This is a genomic window from Photobacterium aquae (genome assembly GCF_001029445.1).
In the GTDB taxonomy this organism is placed as follows: domain Bacteria; phylum Pseudomonadota; class Gammaproteobacteria; order Enterobacterales; family Vibrionaceae; genus Photobacterium; species Photobacterium aquae.
The window spans coordinates 1-15,779 of sequence record NZ_LDOT01000051.1; the positions used below are offsets into that span (position 1 = coordinate 1).

Annotated in this window: 12 protein-coding genes and 1 tRNA gene; 7 read left to right on the forward strand and 6 right to left on the reverse strand. The window is 48.2% G+C overall.

Annotated elements, in window-relative coordinates:
• Positions 1–61: 61 nt before the first annotated feature.
• Positions 62–138: transfer RNA gene (locus ABT56_RS21835), tRNA-Asp, on the forward strand.
• Between the two features lie 331 nt (positions 139–469).
• Here the strand turns inward: ABT56_RS21835 and ABT56_RS21840 are convergent.
• From ABT56_RS21840 to ABT56_RS21850, 3 genes are all read right to left on the reverse strand, one after another.
• Positions 470–1,894 carry an amino acid permease gene (locus ABT56_RS21840; protein ID WP_047881040.1) on the reverse strand — a complete coding sequence of 475 codons (1,425 nt, stop codon included), beginning with the start codon at positions 1,892–1,894 and terminating at the stop codon, positions 470–472.
• Positions 1,895–1,953: 59 nt separating this feature from the next.
• A complete protein-coding gene (gene gadC, locus ABT56_RS21845) occupies positions 1,954–3,396 on the reverse strand; it encodes a glutamine/gamma-aminobutyrate antiporter GadC (RefSeq protein ID WP_047881041.1) in 1,443 nt (480 codons plus the stop codon).
• Positions 3,397–3,475: 79 nt separating this feature from the next.
• Positions 3,476–5,218: a pyridoxal phosphate-dependent decarboxylase family protein gene (locus tag ABT56_RS21850; protein WP_047881042.1), complete on the reverse strand. Its 1,743-nt coding sequence runs from the start codon at positions 5,216–5,218 to the stop codon at positions 3,476–3,478.
• 379 nt (positions 5,219–5,597) lie between these two features.
• On the opposite strand from ABT56_RS21850, the gene ABT56_RS21855 reads away from it, so the two are divergent.
• The 3 genes from ABT56_RS21855 (at position 5,598) to ABT56_RS21865 (ending at position 7,580) form a co-directional block, all read left to right on the forward strand.
• Complete coding sequence (locus ABT56_RS21855) at positions 5,598–5,897, forward strand: hypothetical protein (RefSeq protein ID WP_047881043.1); 300 nt, start codon at positions 5,598–5,600, stop codon at positions 5,895–5,897.
• A 100-nt stretch (positions 5,898–5,997) separates the two neighbouring features.
• A complete protein-coding gene (locus tag ABT56_RS21860; RefSeq protein ID WP_047881044.1) occupies positions 5,998–7,197 on the forward strand; it encodes a multidrug effflux MFS transporter in 1,200 nt (399 codons plus the stop codon).
• Between the two features lie 41 nt (positions 7,198–7,238).
• Positions 7,239–7,580, forward strand: a complete 342-nt coding sequence (locus ABT56_RS21865) for a DUF2799 domain-containing protein (RefSeq protein ID WP_047881045.1) — start codon at positions 7,239–7,241, stop codon at positions 7,578–7,580.
• A 74-nt stretch (positions 7,581–7,654) separates the two neighbouring features.
• On the opposite strand, the gene dapD is transcribed toward ABT56_RS21865, so the two are convergent.
• Together dapD and ABT56_RS21875 are read right to left on the reverse strand one after the other, a co-directional pair.
• Positions 7,655–8,686: a 2,3,4,5-tetrahydropyridine-2,6-dicarboxylate N-succinyltransferase gene (gene dapD, locus ABT56_RS21870; RefSeq protein ID WP_047881046.1), complete on the reverse strand. Its 1,032-nt coding sequence runs from the start codon at positions 8,684–8,686 to the stop codon at positions 7,655–7,657.
• A 341-nt stretch (positions 8,687–9,027) separates the two neighbouring features.
• Positions 9,028–9,321: a YebG family protein gene (locus ABT56_RS21875; RefSeq protein ID WP_047881047.1), complete on the reverse strand. Its 294-nt coding sequence runs from the start codon at positions 9,319–9,321 to the stop codon at positions 9,028–9,030.
• Between the two features lie 82 nt (positions 9,322–9,403).
• Here ABT56_RS21875 and ABT56_RS21880 point away from each other — a divergent pair, with 82 nt between their 5' ends.
• Positions 9,404–10,087, forward strand: a complete 684-nt coding sequence (locus tag ABT56_RS21880) for a DNA-3-methyladenine glycosylase I (protein ID WP_047881048.1) — start codon at positions 9,404–9,406, stop codon at positions 10,085–10,087.
• 23 nt (positions 10,088–10,110) lie between these two features.
• Here the strand turns inward: ABT56_RS21880 and ABT56_RS21885 are convergent, their stop codons facing one another.
• Positions 10,111–11,001 carry a LysR substrate-binding domain-containing protein gene (locus tag ABT56_RS21885; protein ID WP_047881049.1) on the reverse strand — a complete coding sequence of 297 codons (891 nt, stop codon included), beginning with the start codon at positions 10,999–11,001 and terminating at the stop codon, positions 10,111–10,113.
• A 121-nt stretch (positions 11,002–11,122) separates the two neighbouring features.
• Between ABT56_RS21885 and ABT56_RS21890 the strand changes: the two genes are divergently transcribed.
• Entirely contained in the window at positions 11,123–12,094 is a 972-nt protein-coding gene (locus ABT56_RS21890) for a TDT family transporter (protein WP_047881050.1), read from the forward strand.
• A gap of 152 nt (positions 12,095–12,246) precedes the next feature.
• The gene (gene recC / locus ABT56_RS21895; RefSeq protein ID WP_047881051.1) at positions 12,247–15,690 is read left to right on the forward strand and encodes an exodeoxyribonuclease V subunit gamma; all 3,444 of its coding nucleotides are present in this window, start codon (positions 12,247–12,249) and stop codon (positions 15,688–15,690) included.
• The last annotated feature ends 89 nt before the right edge of the window (positions 15,691–15,779 follow it).

A 15,779-nucleotide genomic window follows, 5' to 3' on the forward strand; every position in this document is an offset into this window, starting at 1 on the left:
CCCATGTGAGAGTAGGACATTGCTAAGTTCTCAATTGCGTTAAGCTGAATAGACACGCTGCGGAGCGGTAGTTCAGTTGGTTAGAATACCGGCCTGTCACGCCGGGGGTCGCGGGTTCGAGTCCCGTCCGCTCCGCCACTTCTTCGAAAGCCCCGCTAGAAATAGCGGGGCTTTTTCGTATTTGAATAATTTTGAATGTCCGTCCTTCGGCCGGATAGCCCCAGACTAGGCGTCCCCGACGAAAGACAGGGGCTTTTTTACATCTATAGACTATGTTCGCCTTACAGGCGAATGAGTCCCGCTGGTGCGCCAGCCCGGACTAGGCGTCCCCGCCGTTCCGCCACTTCTTCGAATGCCCCGCTAGAAATAGCGGGGCTTTTTTACGTTTGTGCGTTGCCGATGATGGGTAGGCCTATTTATTGGAGATCTTGCTGGCCTATCGGAAGAGGTTCTAAGTTATTAAATAGTATTATTTTGATAACCAAGATGGTTTACGATTCTGATAAATAAGAATAGGGACAAGTAAGAATATTATGGTTAATGCAATAAGAATTGCGATATATGAAAATGAATTTCCAGTATTAATCTGAGACGGTGGAATAAAACTTAAGCTTAATGCAATAAAACTTGAAATGAACCCAAGCGAACCGACAATCCAAATACCTATATTACCAAAAGGTATTTTATAGGGGCGGTTTACTTCCGGCGACTTATAGCGTAAATATATAGCACTAGAGAATAATAGCATGTACATAATTAAATAGAGTATAGATGCAAGCTGTCCTAATATTTGGAATGTGGATTGGACTGATGGCAAAATAACTAGCATCATTGATAGTATGGTTACAATTACGCCTTGCACATAAAGTATTGGCATCTGTACACCATTACGATTACTTCCTTGTAATATTGTCGGTAGATAACCTTCTTGGCCTACTTGGTATAAACCCGTTGATGGGCCAGCAACGATAACAGTTATTTGACCAAAGACACCAATAGCTATAGCTGCCGTTATAACTTGGCCCATCCATCCAATATGGAAATATTTGAAAATAGAATCGTATGTGATAAATAAGCTTTCAACAAGATTAATTTTATCATGTGGAACAACAGCACTGATAATTAATGTGCCTATAACTAAAAATAATACCGTCATGCCTGATGCAATAGCAATTGCAATAGGGTAGTTTTTGGATGGGTTTTCCATGTTTTGCACATGGACTGCATTTATTTCCATTCCTGAGTAAAAAAGGAAAACACTTGATGCTAATACAAGATTATGAAATTGATGAAAGTCTGGGAGTAAATCATTGCTTGATACTATAAATTCAACACTTCCCTTTGAGAAAATATAACAAATACCGCTAATAAATAAAATCATCAATGGGATAATTGTCCCTATTATACCGGATGCAGCACTTATTCTAGCTGCTGACTTTATTCCTTTTGATGTTGTAAATGTTGAGAACCAATAAATACCCAATACAATAGCGAGTACAAATTCTTTATTTGCAGCAATTTCCTTAGCATGGTTTGTGTCAATGAATGCGATTGATACTGCAATAAAAATTAGCATGGTAGGAAAACAAATAGTTGTTGCTAGCCATTGTAAGTAGATGGCGACAAATCCTATTCTTTTTCCATATGCAGCGCTAATCCAATTAAACACACCTCCTTTTTGTGGCCAGCCTGTCGCTAATTCAGCTGCGACTAATGAGACTGGGATAAGAAAGCAAATAGCAGCAAATAAATAATAAAAAATTGAAGTGAGACCATATTCAGCTTCAGGCGCTAACCCTCTTGTACTTAATACTGTTGTTATATTCATAACGGCAAAAGTAAGTACACTGATTTTTATTATTTTCTGTTTGTTGTTTTTAGCTATTACATTCATACAAACTCACTTAAATATAGTAGGCGAATATATGAAATCGCCTACTATATGTTACCTAATTAATCATTAGTTGTTGTTGCCCAGCTTGGTTTTCGGCATGCATAGATGATGAAAGGTATAATAGTAAAAGCAATTGTACCTACAACAAGAATACCAATATAGGTTGATGGTGAACCAATAGATATTTGTGATGGTGGAATAAAGCTTAGAACAAAAGCTAATATAGAACCAAATAAACCGACCCCTGCAATAATCCATAACCCGAACATTCCACCCGGTAATTTATATGGTCGAGGAGTATCAGGTTCTTTATAACGTAAATAAATAACAGAAAGGAAAAGCATAATATACATGGCTAAATATAGAATAACAGCCAATTGACTGATCATTTGATATGCAGCTTGTACAGACGGCAGTAATGTCATAATAATGACAAGTGCAGTTACAATTGCTCCTTGGCACATAAGTATATTTTTTTGTACGCCATTTTTGTTTGTTTCTTGTAATATAAGCGGTAAATATCCTTTTCGTCCAACTTGTAATATCCCTGCTGATGGACCAGAAATTATAGCGATTATCTGGCCAAGAACACCTAACGAAATTGCAGCAGCAGTCAAGTTACCGAGCCATCCTAGCCCGAAGTGAGCAAATAGTTTATCGTAAGCAACTAACAAGCTTTGAACTAAGTTAATATCATCTTTGGGGATGATTGTTGCAATGGATAAGGTCCCGAAAATAAATATAATAACGGTAAATATGGTGGCGTAAATAATAGCTAGAGGATAGCCTTTTGATGGGTTTTCAACTTCTGTTACGTGTACCGCATTAATTTCCATACCTGCGAAAAACAGAAATATGCTGGCAGCAAGAACCAGATTATTGAAATTGCTAAAGTCAGGTAAAAATCCTTTCATCGAAAGATCAAAATGAATTGGATTACCATTTGCAATATAAATAATAGCTAGAGTAACTAAAATTATCCCAGGGATAATGGTACCAATTAATCCAGCGAGGGAGCTAATTTTTGATGCTGTTTTTAAGCCCTTCAGGCTGATAAATGTTGCAAGCCAATAAACAACCAGTACGACGATACCACTATAGAAACGGTTAGCAGCTAAAGCTTGGTCAAAAGTTTGATCTGGGCCTATGAACGCTAAAGCCACACCGGCAAAAATAAGCACTGTTGGGAACCAAATTGTTGTCGCTAGCCATTGAAGATAAATGGCTAAAAAACCTAACCTATGACCAAAGGCTTTACTTACCCAGTTAAAGACCCCTCCTTTTTGTGGCCAGCCTGTTGCCAATTCTGCTGCGCATAAGGCTACTGGAATGAGAAAAACAACGGCGGCAAAAATATAATAGAAAGCAGCAGTTGTACCGTATTCAGCTTCAGATGATAAACCTCTTAAACTAACCACTGTCGTTATATTCATTATTGCTAATGTAGCAACAGTTAATTTTGTTTTTGATGCGCCTTTATTCGCCAATATACTATCAGACATGTGTCAACCCCATAGATAACAAATCATGGTCATGAAAAACACCGGTGTTAGTCACCGGTGTTTTTGTAAGATGATGGAATTAAATTTCAGATAAAACTTCATCTCTTGCTAGCAGAACACAATCAATCGCATAGCGCATTATTTCTGGAGTAATATGGACATTCATTGGAAATATTTTCAATGCAAAAATATACGCATCAGGGTCACTGTCATTGCCATTATATTCAGCAACTCGGAAACCTGTACTGAAGCTTATATAAGGCGTATATCGACCATTGATTTTCTTACCATCACGGAACCAGTGATACAATTTGTCACCGATAGCTTTTGTTAACATATTATTTTTGACTAGTTGCTCTTTATAAGCAGGGTCAGTAAGCTCTTTTCGGTATTGCTCATCAGCCATTACGCCATCAGGGTATGCACGGAATAATGTCACTAAGCCATGATCTTCTGAGTTTACACATACTGTTTCTGTATGAGAGGCAATAACATTTCGTAGAAAATGTTGATTTTCTAAAATACCGCCGAGGATCGCTTGGAACCCCTCGTAGCCAAAGTATTTCATTGTTGCCCAACCAGCCAGTGAACCTGTTGCAGCTCGAGAGACTTCAAGCGTGTAGTCGAGTGGGTTATATGGTGAACGAGGTTGTAAATAGGCAGAACCTGGGCGTTTTAGTAATGTTTCAAATTCTTCACTATTTTTATAAACAAAACAGCTGCTTGCGTATGGAGACCAGCCTACTTTATGGAAGTCCACCCCAATGGCGTCAGCGTATTGCACGCCAGACAATGCTTTCGCATTAGCTTTTAGTGATGGGATAATTTCTTTGGAGAATTGAAGTGGGTTAGCATCAAAGTCATATTCTTTAAACGTAGCCCAAGCCCAACCAACAACTGAATCACAATACAGTAATGCTTTACCATATTTTTCAGTGTTATTGGGGTATTGGTCTAGCAGCTTGCGGACACCTTCAACTGGATCAAACGCGTTAGCATCTGTTGTGCCCATAGTACAAACGACAGAAGCAACAGGAATATCTTTTTCATGGCAATCTTTAAGAATTTCTTCTAAATGTGCCAAATCCATTGCATTTGTATGAACATCAGTACGAACCTTAATAATATTATCCATACCAAGGCCCATCCAGTCAGTGCTATTGAGCATAGTATAGTGAGCTTGGTGAGAACAAATTACTTTTGCATCAGTACGAACACCTTTTTGACGAGAGTCTTTCAGTACACGACTTAGTGCATATTTTACATGGTAGGTCCAACAGCCAGAACCACCGTATGTATATAGACACCCAGTGTTTTCAGGATTCCATCCAAATAAATTACCTAACATACCTGCACTTTCTAATTCAGCACGGTGTACGTTCCATGAATATTCGCCTTCAAGGATGTTAGGTGAAAATATCTCTGACAAAACTGCAGCAACAATAGATGCTGTGTTTGCCTGTGGAATAACATTACACATTGTTAAAGGGTGGCCCCAATTTGGTAATCCCTCAAACAATGCAACAGTATCATCAATAACTTTGTCAGTAGTGCTCATTTTGCTTGGCATACTGATATGTTTAATATGATCAAAATCTATTGTTAATTTGGGATTTTTGCCTAAGTAAGCGGGACCTTCAGAGTCTGGACGAAGTTGATCTATGGCTTTTACTGCTTTGTCGATTGCAGTAACGAGCGGGTCTGATTCTTCAGTTTGGTAAGCAGGAAAGGCACTGAGCATATCTTTACGATACTTCGCCCAATTGTTTGCATCATTTGTAATGTTATTTTCTTTATCCCAGTTTTGCTCATATGTTTTCATTTCTTAAGTCCTAAAGTGATCATTACACCTAGTCACCAAAGAAATAGTCTATGTTTGATTAAAATCGTAGGCTATTACAATGATAATTTGCAGCATACCTCATAGCGGTAATTTGCTGTCGTTCATTAAAATAACAGTGTTTTCGTTTAAAGAAATGCACCAATGTAATATGTTAATTTGCAATATTGGTTGTTTAAAGAAAATGCACATTGTGTATTTATTGAGTATGTCATGCGCAAAAAGTATTGATTTGGCCGTTTATAATTCAGTGTGTTTCCTTTGGTGATGTTGATAGGAGCTAGAATAGGGGGGCTTGCGTTGCTCTGATTGACTGTGAGAGGCTAAGTGTTACTGAGCGTTTAGGTAAAGGGCCTTTTAGATGACGTATTTTTTTGAACGTACCGAAACGGCGAACACGATTAGCATCGTGCTGCGTCCGCATTCTTTGTATTTGATGTTGGGGATGTTGGCATTTTGGCTGTTCAATGATCTGGTATTGAAGTCCGCCTCGGCAGCCAACATCGTGATCCCGGTCTTTCTTGTTTTTATGGTAGTACGCTTCTTTTCTCTGATCCGAGTTCAAAAAGAGGTGATTATTGCGATGAAGCAAGGTCGGGTGACAACTCAGGGAAGCAAGTTCTCTTTTGCTAACCCGTTCACTTATATTATAAAAAAGTAATTACTTTCCCATAGGGAAAGAATCCATTGTGCGCCCGTCGCTTCTCGCTACCTTGGTCGTTGTGCATAATTAATCACTTGCACAGTATTAAGGGGATAGAATGGGCGCGTTTAACTGGAGGCCACTGCTGCTGGCTTGCTTGATCGTCAGTATTGGCCAGCTGAGCCTTGGGTTGATCTTTCCGTCACTGCCGTGGATCGCCAAGGATCTCTCCTTGTCTACCGGCCAGGTACAATGGCTGGTCTCTGGCTATTTGCTGGGTTTTGGCCCGTCACAGCTTGTTTATGGCCCCCTTTCAGATGTCTTCGGCCGACGACCCGTGTTGCTTTCGGGGCTGCTGATTGCAATGGCCGGGCTGTTGCTTGCGGTAATTTGGGCTGATTCATTTACCTTGTTATTGGCCGGCCGCATGATCCAAGGATTGGGGGCCGGCAGTGTCGCGGTACTGGCAAGGGCGAGCATCAGGGATAGTTACCAGAGCCATGATTTGGTCAAAGCGATGACCTGGGTTGCTATTGTTGCAGCGTTTACGCCAATTATGGCCCCGGTGGTTGGCGGGATGGTCAACCATTATGCCGGATGGCTGGCTGTGTTTTGCGTGTTGTTGGGTTATATCGCGGTGGTGTGGCTGTTGTTGGTGGTCTGTTTCAGGGAGACCTTGCCCGGTCAAGCGCGGCCGCAGTCTGTGGCGGTATTGGTGCGATCCTATGCCGCACTGATTCGTGACCGGCATTTTATCTCTTTTGCCGGTATAGGCTGGATCAATTTTTCCCTGGTCGTGTTATCAATATCGCTGATGCCGTTCATTATGCAGGTTCAGATCGGCATGTCGTCTGAGGAATATGCATGGTGGGCGATGATCCCTGCTGTCGGTTTGTTGTGCGGGGGGCTGTTTTGTCAGCGATTGCGGCCGCTTATTGGTACGCGGACCATGCTCTTCCTCGCTCCGGCCTGTCAGATTTTCGCCGGGTGCCTGTTGATACTGGCTCCGGTCGAACCAGCCTGGATGATTGCCGGGCATTTCTTCCTGGCAATGGCCAATGGCATGGTTTTCCCCTGTGCCCAGTCGTTATTGCTGATCCCTTACAGCCAAAAAGCCGGGACTGTGGCTGCGCTGGCAGGGGCGTGCCAGATGGTATTTGCCTCGTTGTGCAGTAATGGGTTGCTGAAACTTGGTATTCAGTACCCGTGGCATCTTGGTACTGTCATGTTGTTCGGTGCGCTTGGTGGTGTCGTGCTGGTGATTTGTGGGACACGCAGCGAAACGGGACAGCAGGCAGTGGCAGCCCTCAATGGTTAAACCATACTTATCTGTGAATACATATAACAGAGAGGATGGTCATGGCGAGAGGAGCAGTGGCTGGCATACTTGGGCTAGGCGTTTTCATGTTGTCGGCGTGTGTGAGCCAATATGAGCAGCAGTTAACGGGCAGTGGACAGTGGGATCAGCTGGGACATTACCACGGCGAGCAGGGATACCGGCAATGGGATCAGGGGGAACTGCATAAAAAGGGGGCGATGACCGAAACGGACTATGAGGAATACCGGGCTGGGTATTTGCAGGGGCGTTTCGATTACTGTACCGACAAGACAACCGTGGGGACACTGTTTAGCTCGGGCTATCCTGATGATTGCAAGGACGATCGTTCCGCGTCCTATGATCTGGGTGACAGGGGGTACTGATCCCGCCTTTATTGTTGAATGGAAAAAGGCTGCCACTGGGCAGCCTTTTTATTGCCATATCGTACAATGTGGACTTAGTTGTTTTTGTGCAATTCGCTGTTTAGCTCAACGGCGGCCTTGTTGGTCAAACATTCGATGACACCGGTCATTGAGTTACGGCGGAATAGTAGGTCTGGCTTGCCAGCGAGATCACGGGCTTTGGCAAAACCGGCTTCTTGACCGTTGTTGTCAAGCAGACGTACTTTAGAACCGGCAGTCACATACAGGCCTGATTCGATGGTACAGCGGTCGCCCATCGGGAAACCAAGACCGGCATTCGCGCCAAGCAGGCTGTTCTCGCCGATTGATACGACAACCTTGCCGCCGCCAGATAGTGTACCCATGATGGATGCACCGCCGCCGATGTCTGAGCCATTGCCGACCACAACGCCTGCAGAAATACGGCCTTCAACCATGCTCACGCCTGTTGTACCTGCATTGAAGTTGATGAAACCTTCGTGCATAACCGTGGTGCCTTCGCCGACATGCGCGCCAAGGCGAACACGGGAAGTATCAGCAATACGTACGCCAGTCGGTACAATGTAATCCACCATTTTCGGGAATTTGTCGACGCAATCTACCGTCAGGGTTTCACCGTTCAGGCGGGCTTCGATTTGGCGATCAGCCAGTTCAGGCAGGTCGATAGCACCTTGGTTGGTCCAGGCAATGTTGTGCAGCAGACCGAAGATACCGTCCAGCACGAGACCGTGTGGCTTCACCAGGCGGTGGGAGATCAGCTGCAGTTTAAGGAAGCCTTCCGCAACAGATGTTGGCGCTTCGTCGCTGGCCAGAATAACCAATACCAACGGTTGGCTCGAAGCCGCTGCCTTGGTTGCAAATGCGGCGCTGGCTTGCTCGCCGGTCGCTGTGAAGGCCGCGGCAAGATCAGCACACTGAGCTGCAGTGACTTCAATGGCTTGGTTGCCATCTTTGTAATCAACAATAGCAGCAAGGGCGCTAACTAGCTCATCGGAAGGATTCAGAATTGGCGTTGGGAAGAACGCTTCGATGATTTTGCCGTCGCGGTTTTTGGTCGCAGTACCAAGGGCTAGTGAAAAGCTGGCCATTATTGTTCATTCTCCATGTTAAATCATAAAGCGTTGCCTTCAGCGGCAGCGCATATAGAAATATCTAATGAACCCATCATAAAGAGAGTTGCCCGGAGTTTGAAGGGGCAAAGGGAAATAGCGAAGATTATTCTGGAATTGGGACGTTGTGGTAGCAGGGGGGTGGGATTGTTTTGGGCGTGGCGGCAAAATACGGCGCTAAAAAAACCAAAGCATTTTCTACGCTGATTCGAAAACCCAGACTGGGTTTGACGAAGGTTTTGCTCAGGGAGCAAAGAGTAGAAAAAACTTTGGTTGATCGTGTTGCTATCCGTTAGGAGCCCGAGCGGATAGTCTGCTGTTTAAGCGGCTTCTTCGTCTGATGCGTCTGCAACGACTTCAGGTTTTGCTGCTTTTTTCTTAGGGGCTTTTTTCGCGCCCAGTGCTACCAGTACTTCTTCCCGATTTTGGGCAAGGAACATAGATAGCTCTTCTTGCATCGATTCTTCTTCGATTAGATTGCTCTCGTTTAGTAAAACGAACAGCTCGTCAGCCATATCTAGCATTTTGTCGTATGCGTCGGCTTCGGACTTAGAGGTGAAAGTCATCTTTTCTTCTCCGTTGCGCTCAACTACATATTTGACGATAACAGCCATGGTCACCCTCTCCGAAATTGATTAACTGGCTGTTTATACAGTAGTATGGGCGGCAATGTCCAGTGGTTAGCATGGGAATGTGATGACTCGAGAGAAATTTGACCAAATTTATGCCCGAGCGGCGGAACGCAAAGGGGGGAGCCAGTCGCTTGAGGCGATGCTGGCCAATCCGTTGCCGGCTGACGCGCTGGCGCAGGTTGGCGATGACCGTTGGTTGTCCGCCCTGTCACAAAAAGTGTTTCAGTCCGGCATGAGCTGGCAGGTCGTCAGGAATAAATGGCCCAACTTCGAAGAGGTCTTTTTCGGCTTTGATATCGAAAAAATGCTGCTGATCCCCAATGAAATGTGGGAGCGCAAGGCGGCAGATCCCGCGATTATCCGCCATCTCGGCAAGGTGATGACTATTCCGGCCAATGCCCAGATGATCCACGGCGCGACCCGTGAGTTTGGTTCTTTTTCCGAGATGGTGGCCGACTGGCCATCGAATGACATTGTCGGCCTGTGGCGCTACCTGAAAAAGCATGGCCAGCGGTTAGGCGGCAATACCGGCCCGTATACGTTGCGGATCATGGGCAAGGATACCTTCATTCTCAGCCGGGACGTTGAAGCCTACCTACGCCATACCGGGATCATCGACGGTGGCCGAGATACCCAGAAATCACTGGCGGCGGCACAAGCGGCATTTAATGCCTGGCAGCGCGAATCTGGCCGTCCGCTGTGCCAGATCAGCCAGGTGATTGCGTTCAGCGTGGGGGATAATTATTAGGGTGTCCCGTTGACGGCTGGGGTTCAGCGCTCAAGCTGCCATTGTTGGCAGAACGAGACGAACAACTTGAGCAACGGGCTCTGGTATTTTTCCTGATGGAGCAGGAGCCAGTATTGGCGCTGCATGTCGAGCGGCAGCTCAAGGATCACCAGCCGCCCGTCCATCACGGCATGGTCGACGGCCCGGCGTGACAGGCAGGTGATCCCCAGCCCTGCGGCAGCACAGTTGATGATTGCCTCGGTATTGTTGAGCTCGAATGCCTGCCGCCAATGTTCGAGTCGCGGTGCCAGCCTACTTAGGAAGAATTCGCGAGTCCCTGAACCGGGCTCCCGGAGGATCCATTGGCTGTGCTCCAGTTCGGCGAGAGTCAGTGTGTGGTGCTGGGCCAGAGGGTGCTCCGGATGGCAAGCAACGACCATCTCATCGCCGAGCCAGGGAATGACCGTTAGGTTATCGGTTTGGACCTTGCCTTCTACCAAGCCGATGTCGAGTTCGAACTCGGCCAGCATATGACAAATTTGGGCGGTATTGGCGATGAACAGGGATTGGTCGCAGTGGCCTGATTCCTGACGGAAGTCACGGAGCAGAAATGGCGTTACCTGATTGCCGACCGTATCGCTTGATCCTATTTTCAGTTTGCCGGTGATCGGCCCTTCCTGATTGAACAATTGCTCGATATCTTGGCTGCGGGCAAGTAGCTCGTCGGCCAGCGGCAGCAGTCGTTTGCCTTGTTCGTTGATGAGCAAGCGGTTGTTGTTGCGGTCAAACAGCTTGTGGCCGAGTTGTTTTTCCAGCTCTGACAGCGCCATACTGACAGCCGGTTTGGAGAGAAACAGCTTCTCTGCGGCGGCGGTGATGGTGAGTTCCTGGGCGACGGTAACGAAGACTTTCAGCTGGCGTAGGGCAATATTCATACTGTAACTTCAATGTTCAGTAAAATTTAACTTGGCTTTAAATATATTCAAGTATTCTAAATCAAGCAACCCCGTTACACTATCCCGGTATTCAGCAACATGGTTTACCTTGGGAGTCCTCATGATTAAGGCAACAAAGAAAAAAGTATTGGGCGCACCAACCCCGATGGCCGGGTTGGCTCTTGGTATCGCCAGCCTTGGCTGGTGTTGGGAGAACGGCGCTGAGCTGCATGGCTATGGCCAGATTGGCGGTGCCGCCATCGCCAGCGTGCTGCTGTTGGTGTTGCTGGCCAAGTTTCTCTTTCATCCTAAGGCGTTGTGGAACGATTTGAGCCACCCGGTAGTGGGCAGTGTGGTACCGACATTCGCGATGGCGACCATGGTGGTATCGAAGGCGCTGGGCATGTATTTCCCGCTGGCGGGGCAGGTGCTGTGGCTGGTGGCTGTCGTATTGCATTTGGGGTTCCTGACCCTGTTTACCATCCATCGTGTCCGCGAGTTCGAACTGCATCATATGGTGCCTAGCTGGTTTGTTCCGCCTATTGGGATCATTGTTGCTGACGTTGCTTTTCCCGGTGGGGTATTCCGCCCGCTGGCCGAGGGCTTGTTGATGTTCGGCATGGCGGTGTATGCCGTGATGCTGCCGGTGATGATTTACCGCTTGATCTTCAGTCATGAAATTCCGGATGCGGCCAAGCCGACTATTGCGATCCTTGCGGCGCCGGCCAGCCTGTCGCTGGCAGGCTACCTGACCGTCAGCCAAGTGCCATCACCGGTTGTTATCGGTTTGCTTGGTGGGATTGCTGTTCTGATGACGTTTATTATCTACGTGGCTTTCTTCCGCTTGCTGCGTTTGGAATTCTCACCGGGCTATGCAGCCTTCACCTTCCCAATGGTGATCGGCGCGACAGCCTTGTTCAAAACAGCGGCCTGGATGGCGAGCCAGGGCTATGCCCAGCACTATGTCGGACAGGTTGCTGCATTGGCACAGTTTGAACTGGTTGTTGCAACACTGGTTGTTGGCTACGTGGCACTACGCTACTTGGCATTCTACCGCCCAATCTCGACCTTGTTGAAACCAGCGGTGTGCTAAAGGGAATTCTATAAAGGACTCCAATGTAAGATGATCTTTGCCCGGCAGTGATGCTGGGCTTTTTTGTGGGACAAAGCACGGGAATACCGTTTGCAGCGCTTTGGCAGATAGAGGAAAATCGTTGCATTGCCCCTTGTTAGCGAGATACCCGCGTGTTTACCGTCTATCACTCCAATCAACTGGACCTGCTCAAATCCTTGCTGGTCGAGCTTATTCGTCTTGAGCCCTTGGACAACCCGTTCGTGCAGGAGCAGATCCTCGTTCAGAGCCCGGGGATGTCGCAATGGCTGAAGATGGAGCTGGCAAAGTCCTTCGGTGTCGCGGCAAATATCGAGTTTCCGCTGCCGGCGACGTTTATCTGGAAAATGTTTACCAAGGTGCTCAATGATGTGCCTGAGCGAAGTGCCTTCAACAAAGAATCGATGGCCTGGAAACTGATGCAGGTATTGCCGCAGCAGTTGGATCTGCCGGAATTCGAGCCGCTCAAGCGCTATTTGGAAAACGATGACGAAAGCCTGAAGCTTTACCAGCTTGCCGAGAAGATCGCGGATATCTTCGACCAGTACTTGGTATACCGTCCCGAGTGGATCCAGCAATGGGAGGCCGGTGAGGTCGTTGCCGATTTGGAGGGTGAGCATCCTTGGCAGCCTATACTGTGGCAAGCGCTGTATGACCATACCCTGGCTCTGGGCCAGTCGCCGTATCACCGTGCTAACTTGTACGAGCATTTCATCGAAACCCTCGAGAACTACGCGACTACCGGCGTGTTGCCGGCCAATCTTCCCAAGCGACTGTTTGTGTTTGGCATCTCATCGTTGCCGCCGCGCTATCTCGATGCCTTGGCCGCTTTGGGGCAGCATATTGACGTGCATCTGATGTTCACCAACCCTTGCCGCTATTACTGGGGGGATATCCGGGATCGCAAGCATTTGGCCCGTCTTGCCGCCAATAAGCGCATAGCCTTGCGCTCGGTGCAGAGTCAGCTTGATGTGCAGGAGCATATCGAGCAGCTCAAAGACAGTGACGAAACGCATTATGATCTCGATATGCATAACAATGTGGTCGGCAACAGCCTGCTGGCCTCGATGGGAAAACTGGGGCGTGACAACCTTTACTTGTTGTCTGAAATGCAAGTCAATGAAGTCGATGCCGGTTTTGTTGATATCGAACCGGATTCGTTGCTCCATGCCATCCAGGCTGATATCTTGAATTTGGAAGATCGTCAGAACGACGAAATCCTTGATAACAGCTACCACAAGTTCCCGATCCGCAAGGATGACCACTCGCTGTCTATTCATGCCTGCCATAGCCCGATGCGGGAAGTGGAGGTGCTGCATGACAGGCTGCTGGCAATGTTCGAGGCCGAACCAACCCTGAAGCCGCGTGATGTGATCGTCATGGTGGCAGACATTAATGCCTACAGCCCGGCGATTCAGGCCGTGTTCGGCAATGCGCCGGGCCAGCGTTATATCCCGTTCTCTATTTCCGACCGTACCGCCGAGCAGGAAAACCCAATTCTGCTGGCCTTCCTCCGTTTGCTGTCGCTCCCTGAGAGTCGCTGCCATGCATCCGAGATCCTTGAGTTGCTTGAGGTTCCGGCCGTGATGGCCAAGTTTGGCTTTGATGGTGACAGCTTCGAGAAAATAAAGCGCTGGATTGAAGAGGCCGGTGTTCGCTGGGGGCTTGATGGCAAAACCGCGAGCCAGTTTGATTTGCCAGAACAAAGCCAGAATACCTGGCTGTTTGGTATTCAGCGAATGTTGCTTGGTTATGCCATGCCGCATGATGCCGGGCTGTTTGACGGGATATCAGCCTATGAGCAGGTGCAGGGGCTGGATGCAGAGCTGGCGGGCCATCTGGCTGGGTTTATCGACTGCCTTATTGAATACCGGGAAAGTCTGGCGCAGCCGCATTCGGTCCATGAGTGGACCGCGATCCTCAATACCCTGTTGGATGACTTTCTGGCGGTGGAGCTGGAAGGCGAGTTGGTGCTGAAGTCGATCCGTGATCTTCTCCACCGCTTGGACGAGCAGTTGGACGATGCGGGTTTTGCCACCGATATTTCCCCAGCCGTGCTGAACCAATACCTGCAAGACAAGCTATCGGGTGAGCGGGTAAGCCAGCGTTTTCTCGCCGGACAGGTGAACTTCTGTACCCTGATGCCAATGCGCTCGATCCCGTTCCGGGTGGTGTGCCTGCTGGGGATGAACGACGGGGCTTACCCTCGTAACATTGCCCCAGAAGGGTTTGATTTGATGAATGGCCGCACTCGGGCAGGGGATCGCTCGCGCCGGGATGACGACCGTTACCTGTTCCTCGAGGCTATTCAGTCAGCACAGGAAACCTTGTATATCAGCTATGTCGGACGTTCAATTCAGGACAATGCCGAGCGGATGCCAAGTGTACTGGTTAGCGAGCTGGTGGAGTACTGTCAGCAAGGCTATTGCCTTGACGGCGATGAGGCGTTGCCGGTCGACCAGTCAGCTGACTTGCTCAAAGATAAGCTGATCCGTCACCATCCGCTTGTCCCATTCAGCCCGCAGGCATTTAGCGGTGAGCATGCCAGCTTTGCGGCCGAGTGGCTTCCTGCCGCTACCCGCAGTGGCAGTGCCAGCCCTGCATTTCAAATCGCAGCCCTCAATGCAGATCCGCTCAAGGACGGGCAGATAAAACCTCTCGAGCTGGCAGAATTGCAGCGCTTCTGGCGTTTGCCGGTACGCTATTTCTTCAACCGTCGACTCAAGGTGTATTTTGAGCCGCCGATGGGCGTGATGGTTGATGATGAACCATTTGAGCTCAATGGCTTGGAAAGCTACGTGCTGCGTGATGAGCTACTGTCGTTGCTGCTTGATGCTCGTGCGCAGGGACGTGATGAGGAACCGGTGTACCGAGATTTTGCCGCTGAGCAAAAAGCGGTGGGTAACCTGCCAATCGCCGCGTTTGGCGAGCTCGACTTGGAAGTCACACGTCTGGAAACAATGGCGCTGGTTAATTTGATCGCCCCGTTGGCGAGCAAGCCACTTGATGATCATGAGGTTGATATTGCCTTTGAGATCAACGGCGAAACGGTGCAGTTGCAAGGGTGGTTGAAACAGCGTTATCAGTCCGGTTTGTTGCGCTACCGCAGCGGGAAGATCCGTCCGCAGGATATGCTGGCGGCTTGGTTTGATCACCTCTGCCTTGCGGCCGGTGGCAAGGGACTGGAAACGCATGTGATCGGTACTGACCGGCATGTGAAGCTGCTCCAAGTGGAGGCCGGTGATGCGAAAGCATATCTACAAGAGGTTATTGAGTTGTATTTCCAAGGGCTAAACCAGCCGTTGGCGTATTTCCCGAAAACGGCGCAGGCCGGCATCATGGCCTGTATCGATAAGAACGGTAACTGGAGCGACAGTGACGAGAATCGTGAGAAGGCCCTGGCAAAAATGGCAGATGCTTTCAACGGCGGTTACATGTTTACCGGCGAGGGGGTTGATACTTATGTCGCTCGAGTCTGGCCGCAGTGGAGTGACGAACTGGCTCAGGAGATATCGCAACTGGCTGCCCGAGTACTGCAGGGTCCGATTATGGGCTGTGAGGATGTGGAGCAGGAGTAGTGGAAAAAGCCAGAAAGGAAGTAGTGTGGTCGCCAGCAAATCATTGTTAGTTGTAGGGTGTTCGCTGTACGACCACTGGTGCAGAGGTA

Bases quoted from the DNA above. Each gene is read 5' to 3' on its own strand.
- ABT56_RS21840 (WP_047881040.1), bottom strand. From the start codon at position 1,894: ATGAATGTAATAGCTAAAAACAACAAACAGAAAATAATAAAAATCAGT.
- gadC (WP_047881041.1), bottom strand. From the start codon at position 3,396: ATGTCTGATAGTATATTGGCGAATAAAGGCGCATCAAAAACAAAATTA.
- ABT56_RS21850 (WP_047881042.1), bottom strand. From the start codon at position 5,218: ATGAAAACATATGAGCAAAACTGGGATAAAGAAAATAACATTACAAAT.
- ABT56_RS21855 (WP_047881043.1), top strand. From the start codon at position 5,598: ATGACGTATTTTTTTGAACGTACCGAAACGGCGAACACGATTAGCATC.
- ABT56_RS21860 (WP_047881044.1), top strand. From the start codon at position 5,998: ATGGGCGCGTTTAACTGGAGGCCACTGCTGCTGGCTTGCTTGATCGTC.
- ABT56_RS21865 (WP_047881045.1), top strand. From the start codon at position 7,239: ATGGCGAGAGGAGCAGTGGCTGGCATACTTGGGCTAGGCGTTTTCATG.
- dapD (WP_047881046.1), bottom strand. From the start codon at position 8,686: ATGGCCAGCTTTTCACTAGCCCTTGGTACTGCGACCAAAAACCGCGAC.
- ABT56_RS21875 (WP_047881047.1), bottom strand. From the start codon at position 9,321: ATGGCTGTTATCGTCAAATATGTAGTTGAGCGCAACGGAGAAGAAAAG.
- ABT56_RS21880 (WP_047881048.1), top strand. From the start codon at position 9,404: ATGACTCGAGAGAAATTTGACCAAATTTATGCCCGAGCGGCGGAACGC.
- ABT56_RS21885 (WP_047881049.1), bottom strand. From the start codon at position 11,001: ATGAATATTGCCCTACGCCAGCTGAAAGTCTTCGTTACCGTCGCCCAG.
- ABT56_RS21890 (WP_047881050.1), top strand. From the start codon at position 11,123: ATGATTAAGGCAACAAAGAAAAAAGTATTGGGCGCACCAACCCCGATG.